This is a genomic window from Vibrio sinus (assembly GCF_023634645.1).
Taxonomy (GTDB): domain Bacteria; phylum Pseudomonadota; class Gammaproteobacteria; order Enterobacterales; family Vibrionaceae; genus Vibrio; species Vibrio sinus.
On sequence record NZ_JAMKMR010000007.1, the window covers coordinates 79,716 to 96,938 of the forward strand.

The following is a 17,223-nucleotide window of genomic DNA, read 5'->3' on the forward strand; positions in this document are numbered from 1 at the left end:
GGTCAAGCACTGTATAGTCGCTTAATTTCACTTTCCACGTTGATGGCGGTTTGCAAAATTTGAGTCATCGAATTCTAGTTGCTATATCTATGAAGCCTAATATAACGGATTCATAGGGACGTAAATAAAACGGAGGAAATCATCATGCTTAAAGGCAAAATTTGTGTTGTTACTGGCGGTGGACAAGGTATAGGTCGAACAATAGTCGAGCGTTTCGCATCTGAAAATGCAGAACACGTTTATGCCTGTGATATGAACATCGACACAATCAAAGAGGCCTACGAAAACACCACTAACGTATCACCTGTACTACTTAACGTTTGCGACCGCACGGGCATTCAATCTCTTGTAGAAGACATCAAACAACGTCATGGTCGTATCGATGTACTCATCAACAACGCTGGTATTACTCGGGATAATTTGTTGGACCGCATGACCGAAGAAGATTGGGATATCGTTCTGGATGTCAACCTGAAGGGCGTCTTTAATATGACTCAAGCGATCGCCCCCCTCATGATTGAAAATAACTCGGGTTCCATTGTCACCATGTCTTCAGTTGTGGGAACGGATGGCAATATTGGCCAAAGCAATTATGCAGCAACCAAAGGTGGTGTCATTGCCATGACAAAAGGTTGGGCGAAGGAATTTGCACGCAAAGGCGCTCAAGTCAGAGCGAACTGTGTAGCCCCAGGCTTTGTTGAAACACCAATGACCAAAGACCTACCGGAAAAAGTCATCCAGTACATGGTTAGCAAAACCCCACTCAATCGAATGGCAAAAAGCGAAGACATTTCCAATGGCGTGACTTTTTTAGCCAGTGACCAAGCAAGCTTTATTACCGGACAAACTCTAAAAATTGATGGAGGACTGGTCATCTAACGTTTGGTCGTCAATTACTTTTTGAGTTTCTATTCATATAAGTCATAGCAATGAGCCCAAACTTCCATGCACGGAACGTTTAGGGCTCAGCATTAAGTCTAATCGTATCAACACAGATTTTAATTAATAATCGTCAATAAAATTGAGCAAGCAATCGTGAACTGCAGGATTCGTCTTAAACCATTGCTCGCCAACATCAGCAAGTCCGGTTTACTACAAAAATAGAAAATATGGTAAGCCCCGAAATCAACGTCAGCTTAACGCTAGGAAGTATCTGCTATGAATAAGAAACGACAACTCTCAGCTTCTGAGGCCATAGAATTGGTAAAAGATGGAGACACATTGGCCCTAGGTGGGTTTGTTGGCTCCGTTGTTCCCGAAGCCTTAGAACGCGCTTTAGAAGAGCGTTATCTCAATACAGGTGCTCCCACGAACCTCAACCTTGTTTTCGCAGCAGGACAAGGTGATGGAAAAGAAAAAGCAGTCAACCATTTAGCACACGAGGGTTTAGTCAGCCATGTGATTGGTGGTCATTGGGGGTTGGTACCAAAACTGCAAATGCTGGTCAATGAAGAAAAAGTGACCGGACATAACTTACCCCAAGGCGTAATATGCCAATTATACCGAGACTCAGCCGCAGGCAAGCCCGGCACCTTAACCCATGTGGGGCTAGGCACCTATGTCGACCCTCGTTTCGAGGGCGGTAAAGTCAATAAAAAAACGCTGGAAGAGCGCGTGATATTGACCGAAGTCGCGGGTAAAGAATATTTATTCTACCCACGCATTGATGCGAGTGTAGCTTTTATTCGTGGAACCACCGCAGATGAATACGGTAATATCTCTATGGAAGAAGAGTGCCTGTTTCTTGAAAATCTTGCCATTGCGCAGCTTGTTCATAATTGTGGGGGTACGGTAATAGCACAAGTGAAACGCGTGGTTAAAGCTGGCGACATAGAACCGCACAATGTGCGTATTCCTGGCGTTTTTGTCGACGTCATCGTCACTGCGCAAGAGCACGAGCACCCACAAACCTTTTCTGAAACCTTCAACCCCACGTACTTAAAATCACATAGCAACGCCCTTTCCCAAACGCACAGTTTTAGCGAACTCAATATCAAAAAAGTAATTGCTCGCCGCGCAGCACTCGAGTTGAAAAAAGAAGCGGTTATCAACTATGGAATTGGCCTACCAGAGCTCATTGCACAAATAGCACATGAAGAAAATGTCAGTGATCAAATCATTGCCACTGTCGAGCCAGGAGCCATTGGCGGTACACCAGCAGGTGGATTATCTTTTGGAGCATCCGCTTTTCCAGACGCCATCATTACCCAAGACCAAATGTTTGACTTTTACGGAGGTGGTGGCTTAGACCAAGCATTTTTAGGGCTTGCAGAGGTGGATCAGTATGGGCATATCAATGTGTCCAAATTTGGCAAAAAGCTTGTCGGCTGTGGTGGTTTTATAGACATCACCCAAAACGCCAAGACCGTGTATTTTTGTGGCACGTTTACAGCAGGGCAATCTAATATCACAATTACGGATGACGGCCTGAACATTATCCAAGATGGCCACATCAGCAAATTCATCTCAAACGTTCAACAGATTACCTTCTCTGCAGAAACTGCAATACAAAACAATAAGCCCGTTCTGTATATTACCGAAAGAGCCGTATTTAGACTCACTGAAGACGGACTGGAGCTGGTTGAAATTGCGCCTGGTGTCGATCTTGAACAAGATATCCTAAACCAAATGGGCTTTACTCCAAAAATATCAAGCAATCTACAGCTGATGAATGAGACAATATTTTCAAGCCAAAGTATGAGTTTAGAGCTGTTAAGTATCGACAAATTGAACATATCGATGCGGCATAATCGCTAAATCGTAGCAACGTTTTTCGGAATTTCCCCCAATAATCTAATCGTTAAGGAACTACTATGCGTAGCGTTAGCCCAAAGTTGCAAGCCTGGCTCGTGAGCTTTAATGAAATACTTCGCTCTCTTGAGCAACAAAATATCCCGAGAACACCTTCTTCCGCTCGCGAGGGGCTTGCTGAAACGACAAGAACATTTGTCACTCACTCACCAGCCATAGAGAGTGTTATTGACGATTTGGTGGACAATATCCCAGTTAGGATTTACCACCCCAGACCAGAGAAGCTTCTGCCCGTTATCATTTATTTACACGGTGGTGGCCATATGGCTGGAAGCATTGAAGTGTATGACCCTATCTGCAAAAAAATAGCTCACACTACAGAGCACATCGTCATTTCGGTGGACTACCGACTAGCACCGGAACACCCTTACCCTGCTGGCTTAAACGATGCCTATCGCGTCGTTGAGCAAATATGGGCACTGCTGGATAAAAATCATATTGGCGCGGTGAAAGCGCTTACCATCGCAGGCGACTCTGGGGGCGGAGCATTATGCGCATCCATATGTCATCGCGCACAATTTGACTCAAACGTCTCTATCGACAATCAAATATTGATTTACCCAAGTCTTGATTACACGATGAAACAAAAGTCGGTTCAAGAAAACGGCGTGGGATATCTGTTAGAAGCGAAAGGCATGGCTTGGTATTTTGATCATTATTTTCAGCATGCTGAAGACCGAGTGATTGCGTCGCCACTGTATTCCAATTTCACCGATGCGTTACCGAGGACATTACTGGTGACGGCTGAGTTTTGCCCACTTAGAGACGAAGGAAAACGCTATGTATCTAAACTACAACAGGTGGGCGTAGAAGCAACCAACATCCATTATCCGGATATGATTCATGCGTTTCTTAACCTTGAAGATTTGGTGCAGGAGGAATGTCATACGCTCTACTCATCCATGGCCGAATTCTTATACCAACCCTAAGTTTCCGGTGACATGTGCAGCACTTGTTGCAACAGGCAATGAACCAAGGGCAACGAACACTTTCCTTACCCTTGGTTCTAAGCAAGCTTACTGTTTTGCTTTAGCGACTGCTTGATTAATATAGGCCATAGGCACTGCACCAGGAATTAGACTGATCTGATCTGTCTTGATTTGCTTACCAGATAGAGGCGTTGGCAAGACGATAAAGGTTGGGGTTCCCCGAACAGATATTTTGCTGGCTAATTTAAAGTTGCGCTTTATCTCACCCGCGTATTTTTCTAAGTCAGATTTAGACTTCACTTCTATACCGACACTTTTAGCAATGTCGTTCACTTTCTCAATCGTTAGCTTATCGGTTCGAAGCATATCAGTATAACCTTTTCCTTCCGAGTTCTTGGCAGTGAACTGCGCATTGTGATATTTAGCGAATAACTTTTGACCACCCGTTTTATAGGCATCTAGCGATACCAAGGCGGCATAACGCGATACTGGGCCAAAGAAAGGAAATTCTTTAAATACAAAACGAATATTGGGGTGGGTTTTTACGTACTCTTCATACAATGGAAACGCCTTATGGCAGTACATACATTGATAATCAAAAAACTCGACCACGGTAACTGGCGCATCGGCTCGACCAATAGTAGGAGACTGTGGGTCAAAAGCGAGTTGATCGCTATTGTCTATTATCGCCTGCTTAACCGCTTGTGGCACTTGTGGGAGTGGGGCTAAAAATGATGGGCGTGAACTCGCTGCACTATCATTTTGAGTGGAGGCTAGACTGCTAAAGCTCATGCCAAAGAACACTGCCACCGTAGCTAGCTTGAAAAAGCTTTTACTGATTGATTTCATAATACGTTCCATTACGTCAATTGTTATCCATCTCATTGCCATTGAATGAGTGGCCAACAATGTAAAGATTGACCTAGGGTAAAGGTCAAGCAGATTTTTATACGATATCTGTATAGTTTCCACACTCTAATCATCGAACTCAAACTGCAAATCAGTAATCATAGTTCTAAATTCTCGAGAATCCTCATCAAAGTGATATAACATCTTATTCATGCCCAGTGTATGAGTATATTAGCCAACAAACGACAGGTTCAAAGGGGAGTAATCATGCCGACACATACGGTAGCAGAAGAATTCGTTTACCAGCTTTCAGAGTACGGAGTTAAACAGATTTTTGGTATCACTGGAGACGCTATGAATGCGTTCACAGATGCGATAAGAAGAAATGGCAACATACAGTGGTATACCGTAAGGCACGAAGAAACTGCCGGGTTCGCGGTGGCGGCGCAGGCTGAGCTTTCGCAAGAGCTAGCGGTGTGTGTGGGCACCATAGGACCAGGTGCTATCCACCTAATTAACGGCCTTTATAATGCGACAAGAGATCGCTCTCCAGTGTTAGCGATTACCGGTCAAGTGCCCAGAGCAGAAGCCCAATCCGATTATTTTCAAGAAGTTGACCAAGTCAAAGCGTTCGATGACGCGTGTGTATTCAGTGCAGTGGTACAAAGCGAGAAACAAATCCCTAGACTCATTCAGCAAGCTATCGAAGCTGCCGTCTCTGAGCGCGGTGTGGCACATATTGCCATCCCCACTGATTTAGCCATCACCAAAATAGAAAAGAACAACCCGCCTATCCAAGTTTTCCACAAAGACAATGCCTGCATCATTCCGTCTAGCGCTGAGCTAGCGTCTATGAAAACGCTTATCGAAAGTAGCAAGTCGCCTTCCATTCTAGTGGGCCGCGGAGCCATTGGAGCAAGAGAAGAGGTCCACAACCTTGCGAAGTTGCTTAACGCGCCAGTGGCCCACTCACTGAAAGGTACAGAGGTGCTAGAGTATCATGATCCCTATTCCATAGGTGGCCTTGGACATGTCGGTACGCCACACGGGATGGCGGTGATTGATGAGTGCGATCTATTGATCATGTTGGGCACCGATTTCCCCTATAGCGCGTTCCTGCCAAAACATGGCAATATTATCCAAGTGGATTTGAACGCAAAAAAACTCGGCCACCGAGTTCGCATTAAGCATGGGGTCGTGGCAGATGTCAAAACCACACTAACAATGCTATTGCCACAGCTCAGTGAGAAAAGCGATACCACTCATCTCAACAAGCTGCAAAACAGTCGCGACAAGTGGCTACAGAAGACGCACAAAAAATATGCGTTAGAGAAAGGTAAAATAATTCATCCACAATCTGTTGTGTTAGAAGTCAGCAAACAAGCCGAAGAAGACGCTATCTTTGTTGGCGAAGTAGGTGAAGTCACTGTGTGGGTAGCAAGATATCTGCAAATTCACTCCAAACAAAAACTTATTGGATCATTTAATCATGGCTCACTTGGTGTAGGCTTAGCCGCTGCGCTTGGTGCCAAAGCGAGATACCCCAACAAACAGGTGATTGCGCTTTGTGGCGATGGCGCGTTCGGCATGCTGCTCGCCGATCTCGTAACGGCAGCTAGGTACAACTTAAATGTTGTTTCAATTGTCTTTCGCAACGATAAATTTGGTTTCGTTGAACTGGAAATGGAAGCATCCGGCTACCCGCGCTTTGCCACCGACCTGGTTAACCCAAACTTTACCCAAGTCGCCAATGCATGTGGCTGTTTGGGCATCGAAGTGAAAAAGCCAGAAGAGCTAAGCGAAGCCCTGAAACAGGCCCTATCGGCGGATAAGCCCGCCGTTGTCGAAGTCTATGTCAATCCAGATGAATTGATTCTTCCTCCACAAATAGACCTTGAAACGGCGTGGAAATTTACCACAGGGAAAATCAAAGAAGTGGTCATCGAGCGTAAAATTCAGGAGTTATTCAAACCCAGCAAATAGCCCCAAGCTCCATTCATTAGATGTAGGGTCTGCTAGAAGTAGGCAGGCCCTGCTCTTTAGCAGTTAGGAGCGTGTTAACAATATCAATAGCTCAGAGTTGTCCGTCAGCAAAGAGTCGATGGTGCAACCGTCTAGCTCTGCTAAAAAGGCCGCCTTGGCTTTCGCCAGTTTTTCTTTTAACCGACAAGCTGGGGTGATATGGCAATGCTCAACAGAGCAATCCACCAAATCTAATGGTTCAAGATCTCTGATTATCGCCCCAACGGTAATTGTACTCGGTGGTTGTTGTAAACGAATGCCGCCATTTTTTCCGCGCACCGTATGGACATAGCCGAGCTGACCCAGCCGATTAATCACTTTCACCATATGATTCCGAGATACGCCAAATAAATTCGTGACTTCAGTGATATTGGTCAACTCATCTTTTGGTAAAGAGGCTAAAAATATCAGCGTCCTGAGTGCATAGTCAGTAAAGTTTGTTAGTTGCATACATCTACCTCTAAGCAAAAGTGTAAATCTTTTCTTGCTTAAAAGATATATTTGAGATACAACTTTAAACATGCATTATCAATGCAACTTTAAAACCAAATAGGATACTGACCATGCTTAGTCAACAAACCATTGAAATTGTTAAATCTACTGCCCCTCTATTGGCCGAAACCGGACCAAAGTTAACCGCTCACTTTTATGATCGACTGTTTCGTCACAACCCTGAGTTGAAAGACATTTTTAACATGAGCAATCAAAGAAATGGCGATCAGCGCGAGGCACTATTTAATGCTATATGTGCCTATGCGACCAACATTGACAACTTGCCTGCTCTATTAGGCGCGGTTGAAAAAATAGCTCACAAGCACTCTAGTTTTCTTATTGGCGAGAAACAATACGACGTAGTAGGTCAGCACCTACTAGCCACGATTGATGAGCTATTCTCTCCAGGACAGGAAGTATTAGATGCGTGGGCTGAAGCATATCAAGTATTAGCAAACGTGTTTATTCAGCGCGAAGAGCAAATTTATCAAGACAATGAGCAACTTGCTGGCGGGTGGCGAGGTCTGCGTGAATTCGAATTGGTAGAAAAGATACCCGAGTCCAGCCACATCTGTAGCTTCGTCTTTAAGCCGACTGACGAGCAGCCTGTCAGTACATACAAACCTGGTCAATACATTGGTATCTACATCAATTCTGATCACTTCGAAAACCAAGAAATCCGACAATATAGTCTGTCTTGCGCACCGAATAGCAACGGCTATCGAATCTCAGTCAAGAGAGAGAATGACGGTAAGGTGTCCAACTACTTACATAACCAGTTACAAATCGGTGACAAAGTAAAGCTCGCCGCTCCAGCGGGCGATTTCTTTATGGATGTGGATACAGCGACACCAGTCATACTGATCTCTGCTGGTGTAGGACTCACCCCAACCCTATCAATGCTGGAAACACTTGAAGATCATAGTGCACCTGTCACATGGGTACATGCCACGGAAAATGGCCAGCAACATGCGTTTAAGCAACACATCAGCAAACTTGTTGATAGCAAACCCAACATGAACTCGCTCGTGTGGTACAACTCACCAAACGCTGAAGATATATTCGGTGAAGATTATCAATTCACAGGCTGGGTCAACTTGCGTGAAATAGAAGCCGTGTTAAAACAAGAAGGTGCACAAATTTATTTCTGCGGCCCGGTTGGTTTTATGCAGCACATTGCAAAACAATTAATAGAGCTTGGCATTTCTGAGCAGCAATTCCACTATGAATGCTTTGGCCCACACAAAGTCGTATAGCACTTTCTGATATTCAGGTACCGACTCACAACACGCAAGTTTTGAGTTGGTGCCTAATCTTCAGTTTTGTACCCTACAATGCTTCGAGATGTTTGCTCCAGAGCGATATGAGTACTTACTTTTTAAAAGCTAATTGAAAGCGATTAGGCAGCTTGGCAGATAATTTTAACGCTAGGTTACTAAAGGTTGGAATAAGCAAGTAAACCAGCGCAATAAATAGCACTGAACCAAACAAATCAGCGGGTCTGTGCATTCCCATCCAAATCCGGCTATATTCCACGCCCATTGACCACAACAGCACGCCACCAGCCATCAGGTAGCGGTTGTACTCTAAAAACAAGCCACCAAATAAAGCGACGCATATCGCGGCAAAAATCGTGTGGCCTGACGGGAATGAATAATTCATGCCTTTTAGCCAGCTATCGATTCGCCATGAGCTTACTTTATCAGCAACAGACTCAATGACTTGAATTTTTTGTGCTTTATCTAGGTTGTAGAAGTGGGCCGGTTGGGGAATGACGAGCTGGTTAGATAAGAGCGTTGTGTATGGCCTAGGGCTTTCAGTCAGGCTTTTAAGCCCCACTTTACCAGCAAAGCCAATCAACAAAATAATGAAGAGTTGAACACCTCGCGCGAGCAGTTTCTCTCTAGAAATCCCCAATCGCGTCGCTAAAAAACACAAGATGGCAAGGGAAACAATAAACCCTTTGCCAGCGGAATCCGTGAGTAAAGTAAAAAACACACCACTAAACGTGCTAACAGGTCCTTTTAAGTTAATGCCAGCCGTCAATACTGCTACGACTATGATCGACACAAACATTGCCAATAACATGACAAACCCACAATGCTTTTGATGGAGTAATCTGTTCACAATACTTTTCACATGCCCGCTAAAAACAGGCGTTGATAATAAACAATAAGTTCAGCTAATGTTTCAAATTGCTGTCAATTTGTAGAAAGAACCCGATAGTTTTTAACTTTAAAAATCATCCTGCTACCCAATCATACTGTTAACGTATGAAAATGATTCAGTGGTCCGGTACCATGACCAATCTTGAGCGCATCAGATGTTTTCAACGCCTTGAAAAGGTACGCTTTAGCGCGACGTACTGCCTCTGTAAGGGGATAACCTTGAGCCAGATAAGACGAAATGGCTGATGATAGCGTACACCCTGTTCCGTGACTGTTTTTTGTCATGACTCTCTTCGAACAATATTGCTCAATTTTACCATGGTGAAATAGCCAATCGCAGCTACGGTCGCGCTCTTCCATGTGCCCACCTTTCAGTAACACAGATGTTGCGCCCAGTGCTAGCAGGTCTTCACCTAACTGGGTTATATCTGGATTAAAATTGGGGCTACCTCCTCCCGTCAGACACACGCTCTCAGGCAAATTAGGTGTTAACAAATCCACAAGAGGTATCAATCTATCTTTCAAACAGGATATAGCTTTAGGGTTAAGTAAGTACTTACCACTACTGGAGACAAGAACAGGATCAAGTACCACATACTTAGGCTTATAGTGAGCAATTTTTTCACTCACAGCCTCGATAATGGACGCTTCAGCCAGCATACCAATTTTAACGACATCAATATGAATGTCGGAAAAAACAGCCTCAAGCTGAGAGGACACTTGTTCCCTAGGCACAGGGTACACCGCGGATACCCCTAATGTGTTTTGAGCCGTAATCGCGGTAATGACTGAGCATGCGTAGCTACCGGTTGCTGATATTGTTTTTAGATCAGCTTGAATGCCTGCCCCTCCTCCACTATCGGAACCTGCGATGGATAAAACAATGGGTGTGGTGGGGTTGCTTTGTAATGGATGCATGATGGTTTCAACACACTTTTAGATTCAAGTCTTCATTTCGAATAATCGATACTAACAAAGCTTTGTATGAATAAGAATTCTTATTCTATAGTAAACAAATCCGGCTTTCTTCAGGTTGAGAATGTACCTTAGTTAAGTGAAGTTAATATGAACATGTGTGGGTACAGCTGTAGCGGTTAAACACCTGGTTTATTCTCATGGAGGCATATCCTATGAACGCACCCTTAATTACTCGCATTAACGAGCTTCCTCGTATACAAAAAATTCTCCAAGAGCTGCTTGATATGGTCAATCAAGAAGATGTCGAGTTTGGGCCTTTGTCGGATAAAATCTCGATGGATCAAGTGCTCAGTGCCCGCCTTCTTCGCCTAGCGAATTCTGCCCATTTTGGCGCAAGTAAAAAAATTGGCTCGACCAATGAGGCCTTGTTGAGAGTGGGAACGGGCCCAGTGCGAACACTCGTGGTGGCTTCTGTCCTATCCGGCGTATTTAACAATATTCCGACTTTGGATATGAACGAGTATTGGTCGAATACGTTTGAGATTTCAGTGATCGCCAGTAAGCTCGCCGAGGAAACTGGGCTTGACGGCAATGATATTTTTACCATTGGCGTTCTGCATAACATTGGCGAGTTGATGATTCACACCCTCGCTCCTAATGAAGCATTAAAAGTTGTCGAAAAAGTGCAAAACGGCAAGAACGTGTTTGATGCCCAAGAAGAAGTGCTGGATGTTTCAGCACCAACACTTGGAGCAAAGCTAGCAAAAAGCTGGAGCTTCCCGGAAGAGATGGTCGATGCGATTGCCCATTTTCATCAACCGAGAGAATCCGAGATATCTCCCAAACATGCGGTCATTTTGCACTTTTCTCGGGCCATTCATGAAACCTGGGAAACATTGGCGACAGAAGCTGAGAAAGAGGCCTACCTCAAAGAGCACCCGGATTCTCGGCTTCTTAGCATCCCCACCGAATTTATGCATACCATCGACAAAAATCGAGGCAATGGCCAAGAAATGGCTAACCAACTACTGGCTAGCTAATTGGCGAGTTAAGTACCGATAACGCCACCATCTTCTCGGGTAATCATCATCACTGTCGAGCGGGGTTTACTGTTTCCTCCGCCCGGAAAATGCGATGGCGCACCTTGCTCTCCCGGATGCTGAACACCAATAAACATCGTGGTTTGGTCCGGGGAAAATGCGATCCCAGTGATCTCACACGCTATGGGGCCGGTAAGAAATCTTTTTAGCTCACCCGTCATAGGATCGCCACACAACATTTGATTGTTGCCCTGATCTTTGAAATCACCACTATTGGAATAGTTACCATCGGTTTGGATCCACAAACGCCCAGCTTTATCGAAGCCAATCCCATCCGGGCTGTTAAACATATTGTCACTATTGATATTCGCGCTGCCCGCATAAAGATCGCCATGATGTACCGTTGGATTTCCTGCAATCAGATACAGATCCCAGCTAAAACCCTCTTGGCTATGATCACCATGTTTCGGCAGCCAGCGTAAAATTTGTCCGTAATGATTCTCCGCTCTAGGGTTTGGCCCGCCAACAGGCTGCCCTTCTTTCAATCCGCGATGTTTATTGTTCGTCAGTGTACAAAACACATGTTGATTGTCCGGGTGAACCGCAACCCACTCAGGACGGTCCATTGTGGTCGCGCCAACTTGTGTTGCCGCTCGCCTGGCAAAGATTTGTATCTCTCCTTGGTCTGCAAACCCATTTTGTTTGGTCAACCCATTTTTGCCGAAGGTGAGCTCAATCCACTTCCCTTTGCCACGTAACTCGTTTTCACCAAATTCAAACTTGGCCACATACAAGGTGCCTTCATCAAGAAGCTTGCGATTATGTTCATCGTTTCCCGGCTGGAATTGATGCTTAGAAACAAACTTATAAAGGTGCTCGCCGCGTTCATCATCCCCCATATACACAATAACTTGGTTATTTTTATTAACCACAAGCGCCGCATTTTCATGTTTAAATCGCCCAAGCGCCGTCTTTTTAACTGGTATTGACGATGGGTCATGAGGGTCAATTTCAACTACCCAACCGAAACGATTTGCTTCGTGTCTATTTTTAGCCAAATCAAAGCGGGCGTCATGCCTCTCCCATTGGGTTTTACTCGGTTTTGCTTCAAATCCATAGCGACGCTCGTCTTCGGTCAGGTCTGTTTTTGCGTCAGTACCAAAATAGCTGTCAAAGTTTTCTTCACAGGTTAGGTAAGTCTCCCAAGGCGTTTGACCATTTGCGCAATTTGCAAACGTCCCGACCGGATGCACTCCTTGCGGATCAGCCTTAGTGGAAAGATAGCGATGTCCTGCCGCTGGACCTGAGAACACCATAGCGGTATTGGCGGTGATACGGCGGTTTCTTTGCCCTTTTTTATCTACTGACCACACTTGGTGCTCTTTGTTAATCTCAATGACGCTGACTCCTACCGCTGATTGAGCCTTTAACACATCGTCTTGACTTAACAGACTCCCTTGATGCTCAAACAAGTACTCATAATTGGTGTATTCGTTATTGATTGCCATCACCGCCCTGTGTTCATCAATAGAGAAAAGGCTCATGCCATCGTTGTTGTCACCGAACTGGGTTAGCTGATCCGCGGCAGGACTTTTACCTGAAGGGTCGAAGTTAGGCGCACTGGCAAAGATAGGATCGCCCCATGAAATAAGGGGGGTCGCTTTATACCCATTTGGTACAATAACCGTATCCGAGGTTGAAGTAGGTATCGCAACAAATTTCAACATCGAGCTGGAGAAGCTATCTGCAACCGCTTTTGCCACTGGGTTTAAGGTTAAAAATGCTCCTGTGCTAACCGCAGCCGATCCGATAAGAAAGCGCCGCCGTGACAGTCGACACTCGAGTTCTTCAGTAAATTGGGAGCTGTGATCTTGTGTAGTATTCATATTGGCAATCCTTGCTGAAAATCCGAAACCTGAGAAGCCTACTAGGTAAAAATGATCTTTTTGTTAAAAAAATACGTCAATATCATTTCAAAGATGAAAAGTTAGAATGTGTACCAAAAAACATCATAAATTACATTGCACTACTTTTTTGCGGCTTAGATTTTAGTTAGGATGGAATTGCATTGAATATATGTGATCTACCTCCTAGTGCATGTCTATTTTCGAGGTTACATTTAATAAAGCTAAATGGTATGGATCACCTATAGCTCATTGAAGAAGCTAATATTAATGAGAGAGGGATTAGTATGAAAAAAATGAGAAGAGCTCAGTTACATCGTATTCGAATCCAATACTGGAAAGACTCTGTAAAAAACCCAAGTAGTAAATCTTCATAAGCTTTTATTTTTTGAACAGACAGCTGGCTAAAAGCCAGCTTTTTAGTGTTTAACTGCCTGAAAAAATTATCGTATCTATACTTCATTTCGTACGCTTTATATCCAAGCCTTCGAACAACACGAGTTCAAAACACTTTTCAAATAAGCCACAATGGTGGGCTCAACAGCACTCGATGCAAAACCACCGCATCATAGCCAATGAAAAGCAAAAGGAACAACGATGGATAATATTCAACTAGATGACCCTTTTTATATCCGCCATGGAAATATCATTGCACAAAATTACTTTGCGATAACCAATGATCACCTTTGCCCTTCTACACAAAAGACTATCATTGAGGATATGTGGGAAGCCCCTTTTGCCATCCTTTCACATGGCACTCAGCCTGATCCCATCTTCAATTTTGCCAACAAAACAGCGCAGCATTTGTTTGAAATGGATTTTGCCACTTTTACCCAAACCCCATCACGGTATTCCGCCGAGCCTATACAGCAAGAGGAGCGAGACCGTTTATTGGCAAGGGTAGCAAATAAGGGCTATATAGACGACTATTGCGGCGTGAGAATATCATCAAGTGGTAAACGCTTTCGTGTTGAAAATGCGTTGGTTTTTAATCTCATTGACGATCAAAAACGCTACTATGGTCAAGCGGCGATTCTAAGACATTGGCAGTTTTTGTAACGAAAGCGACATAATTCGAGAAGCAACAAGCAGTACTCAGATTTAAATATGAAACAAATTAAATATCTGCTATTTTGTAAATAAGCCACAACATATTGATTTGGTTCAAAATGAAGGTTATATACTCTGCTCACATCGAGAGGTGAGTTGGGTATAGACAAATGGATTATTGAAATGTCGTGCGGTAATCAATTAGGCTATCTCATTGTATTCACAAATAATTATAAGTCAGAGGCTGAATCATGGAAGATTCTCATTACTTAAAGGCAGAGCTATACAACCAAGTATCTAATAATCTGGATATTTTTGAATTTTTGTATCAGTCTTCATTAGATGGAATTTGGTATTGGGATACGGTGGATGGCAACAATGAATGGATGAGTCCTGAGTTTTGGAAGTTGCTCGGCTACGACCCTAATGAAAGGAAACATTTGGTCTCAGAATGGCAAAAAGTTATCCATCCAGATGACTTAACCATCGCCACTGAGAATTACCAAAAGCACTGTCAAAACCCTGAGCACCCGTATGATCAGGTCGTGCGATATCGACATAAAAATGGCTCAACAGTCTGGGTCCGTTGCCGCGGGGTGGGGATCAGAGATGAATCTGGACAAGTGATAAGAATGCTTGGCGCCCACACTGATGTTACTCATATCAAACAGGTTGAGCAGCAACTTAAAGAAGCCAATATGCGCTTAGAAAAGCTCAGTATCGAGGATCCGATGACAAGCCTGTTAAACCGAAATGGTTTAGTCAAAAAATTTGAAGAATACGTCGCTACATGTATGGACAATCATTCTTCACTTGGTATTGCTTTAATTGACGTTGATAATTTTAAAGCGGTAAACGACCAATTTGGCCATCTAATCGGTGATGAGTTTCTGATTATTTTATCTAACTGTATAAAAAGCGCTCAAACATTTGAAAGTGCTGCAGTGCGACTTGGAGGCGATGAGTTTGCCGTGCTCATACCTAACGCGACCTTAGAGCAAACCCTAGCCGGCGCTGAGAAAATTCGCAACGCCATCGAAGGTCAATTTGGTGAGTCATGTGCACTCACAGTGAGTATTGGCGTCAGCTCAGTGAGCTATCAGCAAATTTCCCAGTTTCAAACTGACAAGGACGATTCATTAGCGTTACTTCACCGAGTGTTAAAAGTAGCAGATGAAGCCATGTATCAGGCAAAAGAGTCAGGAAAAAATACCGTCTCTATCGCTAATGGGATAGAGACGGTTATTGATCAGGTTGCTTTGGTCAATCCTTTCTGTCGACAGTGCGGCTAAGGAGTATTATTGGAGTCGTTGTCTATCGATTCACTACTGAGTTTCGCAGTGCACTCGATTTGATATTTATTGAATGAAAAAATACTAGGGCCATGTATTCTTTTCGTGGTGAGTTTTTCTTCGGCATATTGAACCGTGACGTGCGTATAAACCTTATTTTTCACTTCAATGGTGCTGTTTTCCAACTGCTCATCAAAATCAGCCTCCAATAGCTCTACTGCAGTTTTGGCTTTTTCGAGCTCTTCGTTGGCTTTTTCTTTCACTTGCTCTAACTCTTGCTCAGCTTCTTCCGTGCGCTCTTCCTTAGGCAATTTTTTAAAGTCTAGCTCTTTTCTCACCACCTCCATGGTTCCCTCTTGAGCTTGTTTGTAGGTATCCCTTAGCTTACTCAGTTGCTCTTTAAGTTTTCTGTATTTGGCAAAGGCCTCTACCAGTGTTGGCGTGTCTCCCTCAACACCTAAATTCACACAAGACACTTTCCCGCCTACATGCGCAACGCCGCCGCTTAAGGTCCCTTGACGCCCGCTGGCATCGACAACCGTTAAATTCGCGCCACAACTGAGATCATTACCCATACAATGCACCGATAATTCAACGTTTTGTGCGGCTTGAACTTTAGCATATTGAGCGTAATTGGCTTTCACGCTCCCACCAGATTTGACGACACAGCTTTTGTCTTCACCTTCAGGAACGGTGTGGCCGATAATGCCCTTCGCGACAATGACATCTCCTTTTGCTTGTACGTCAGCTGACTCGATAAAACCGCCGACAGTAATCGAACCTGTAGCTCGAACCACCATGTCTGGTTCAATATCTCCATTAACAACGACATTACCTTTAAACTTCACATGACCCGTTGCAACGCCGACGGTAGGCAAACATAGCGCACTTTCCACATCAACAGTTTTGGGTTTGATGATTGGCATGCCTGATTCAGTGGCGACAAGAATATTTGGATCTTTGCTCGAAACAGCAGAGCCCTTCCCTTCCATCAACGCTTGATCGTTACCAGGCTTGGGGTAGATGACTTTTCCTTGAACCGTCAGGCCCGGTGTCCCTTTTGTCGCGGGAATCCTTTTCATTAGGGGATCATTAGCCTCAACAGTGATGGTTTCCCCCAAATTTTTCATATCGACATTGCCGGCGTCATCTTTCTTTTTCGGCGCTAGCACCCGCTTACTGACGTCTTCCACCATAGGAACAAATCTGGCGTCTTTGCCTTGGATTGGCCGCTTTCCTTGAGCAACAGGCTGAGTAAAGGTTTCTCCAGGTTTCAGCTTGATGCTGGTGACAAGCACTTTTTTTAGAGCTAATTTATTAATGCCCTTGGTGACATGAGCATCCGCCAATGCTTTGATGATATCTGGTCCGTTAAGGGGTTTTCCGTCATACGCTCCAGTTACCACCATGCTGGCAAGCATTTCATGGTCACCCAATACGACTTCAACCGAGGCGTCTCTCAATTCTGCAATACGAATGCCTGAGTAAGCTTCACCTTTCATTTCCTTAGCACAGTTGATGAATCGGGTCACTTCCTCTTCCATAACATAGAATTTACCCGCAGATATGTCTGCAAGGGCTTCTTCTAGACCCCGCGTGCCAAAATTGTTGTCAACAGTAATATCTTGAGAGAGCGTTGCCGTCACATATGTACTATCTTCTGACAATGAAACGAACTTATTCCACATTCTAATCCCATCACTTATGCTTCATTGATGACTCAATACATTCTCTTTTCGCCTGCAATC

Annotated in this window: 14 protein-coding genes; 8 read left to right on the forward strand and 6 right to left on the reverse strand. The window is 44.2% G+C overall.

Features of this window, described 5'->3' with window-relative positions; all coding sequences use genetic code 11:
* Positions 1–144: 144 nt before the first annotated feature.
* From fabG to M9194_RS09455, 3 genes are all read left to right on the forward strand, one after another.
* A complete protein-coding gene (gene fabG / locus M9194_RS09445) occupies positions 145–879 on the forward strand; it encodes a 3-oxoacyl-ACP reductase FabG (RefSeq protein WP_250612386.1) in 735 nt (244 codons plus the stop codon).
* Between the two features lie 279 nt (positions 880–1,158).
* Positions 1,159–2,757 (forward strand): acyl CoA:acetate/3-ketoacid CoA transferase, encoded by a 1,599-nt coding sequence (locus M9194_RS09450; RefSeq protein ID WP_250612387.1) that lies wholly within the window; start codon positions 1,159–1,161, stop codon positions 2,755–2,757.
* Positions 2,758–2,813: 56 nt separating this feature from the next.
* Positions 2,814–3,740, forward strand: coding sequence for an alpha/beta hydrolase (locus tag M9194_RS09455; RefSeq protein ID WP_250612388.1), 927 nt, complete (start codon positions 2,814–2,816; stop codon positions 3,738–3,740).
* Positions 3,741–3,827: 87 nt separating this feature from the next.
* On the opposite strand, the gene M9194_RS09460 is transcribed toward M9194_RS09455, so the two are convergent.
* Positions 3,828–4,589 (reverse strand): thioredoxin domain-containing protein, encoded by a 762-nt coding sequence (locus tag M9194_RS09460; protein ID WP_250612389.1) that lies wholly within the window; start codon positions 4,587–4,589, stop codon positions 3,828–3,830.
* 267 nt (positions 4,590–4,856) lie between these two features.
* Here M9194_RS09460 and M9194_RS09465 point away from each other — a divergent pair, with 267 nt between their 5' ends.
* The gene (locus M9194_RS09465; RefSeq protein ID WP_250612390.1) at positions 4,857–6,572 is read left to right on the forward strand and encodes a thiamine pyrophosphate-dependent enzyme; all 1,716 of its coding nucleotides are present in this window, start codon (positions 4,857–4,859) and stop codon (positions 6,570–6,572) included.
* 63 nt (positions 6,573–6,635) lie between these two features.
* On the opposite strand, the gene nsrR is transcribed toward M9194_RS09465, so the two are convergent.
* Positions 6,636–7,061: a nitric oxide-sensing transcriptional repressor NsrR gene (gene nsrR, locus M9194_RS09470; protein ID WP_250612391.1), complete on the reverse strand. Its 426-nt coding sequence runs from the start codon at positions 7,059–7,061 to the stop codon at positions 6,636–6,638.
* 113 nt (positions 7,062–7,174) lie between these two features.
* Here nsrR and hmpA point away from each other — a divergent pair, with 113 nt between their 5' ends.
* Positions 7,175–8,359 carry an NO-inducible flavohemoprotein gene (gene hmpA / locus M9194_RS09475; protein WP_250612392.1) on the forward strand — a complete coding sequence of 395 codons (1,185 nt, stop codon included), beginning with the start codon at positions 7,175–7,177 and terminating at the stop codon, positions 8,357–8,359.
* A gap of 115 nt (positions 8,360–8,474) precedes the next feature.
* On the opposite strand, the gene M9194_RS09480 is transcribed toward hmpA, so the two are convergent.
* Both M9194_RS09480 and thiD read right to left on the reverse strand, forming a co-directional pair.
* Positions 8,475–9,230, reverse strand: a complete 756-nt coding sequence (locus M9194_RS09480; RefSeq protein ID WP_250612393.1) for a phosphatase PAP2 family protein — start codon at positions 9,228–9,230, stop codon at positions 8,475–8,477.
* Positions 9,231–9,361: 131 nt separating this feature from the next.
* Positions 9,362–10,189 carry a bifunctional hydroxymethylpyrimidine kinase/phosphomethylpyrimidine kinase gene (gene thiD / locus M9194_RS09485; protein WP_250612394.1) on the reverse strand — a complete coding sequence of 276 codons (828 nt, stop codon included), beginning with the start codon at positions 10,187–10,189 and terminating at the stop codon, positions 9,362–9,364.
* Positions 10,190–10,401: 212 nt separating this feature from the next.
* Here thiD and M9194_RS09490 point away from each other — a divergent pair, with 212 nt between their 5' ends.
* Entirely contained in the window at positions 10,402–11,229 is an 828-nt protein-coding gene (locus M9194_RS09490) for an HDOD domain-containing protein (RefSeq protein WP_250612395.1), read from the forward strand.
* An 8-nt stretch (positions 11,230–11,237) separates the two neighbouring features.
* Here the strand turns inward: M9194_RS09490 and M9194_RS09495 are convergent, their stop codons facing one another.
* Positions 11,238–13,115, reverse strand: a complete 1,878-nt coding sequence (locus tag M9194_RS09495; protein WP_250612396.1) for a PhoX family protein — start codon at positions 13,113–13,115, stop codon at positions 11,238–11,240.
* A gap of 615 nt (positions 13,116–13,730) precedes the next feature.
* Here M9194_RS09495 and M9194_RS09500 point away from each other — a divergent pair.
* Complete coding sequence (locus M9194_RS09500; RefSeq protein ID WP_250612397.1) at positions 13,731–14,192, forward strand: MEKHLA domain-containing protein; 462 nt, start codon at positions 13,731–13,733, stop codon at positions 14,190–14,192.
* 242 nt (positions 14,193–14,434) lie between these two features.
* Positions 14,435–15,475 (forward strand): sensor domain-containing diguanylate cyclase, encoded by a 1,041-nt coding sequence (locus tag M9194_RS09505; RefSeq protein WP_250612398.1) that lies wholly within the window; start codon positions 14,435–14,437, stop codon positions 15,473–15,475.
* Here the strand turns inward: M9194_RS09505 and M9194_RS09510 are convergent.
* Complete coding sequence (locus M9194_RS09510; protein ID WP_250612399.1) at positions 15,472–17,163, reverse strand: flagellar assembly protein A; 1,692 nt, start codon at positions 17,161–17,163, stop codon at positions 15,472–15,474. The genes M9194_RS09505 and M9194_RS09510 overlap by 4 nt on opposite strands.
* Positions 17,164–17,223: the final 60 nt, after the last annotated feature.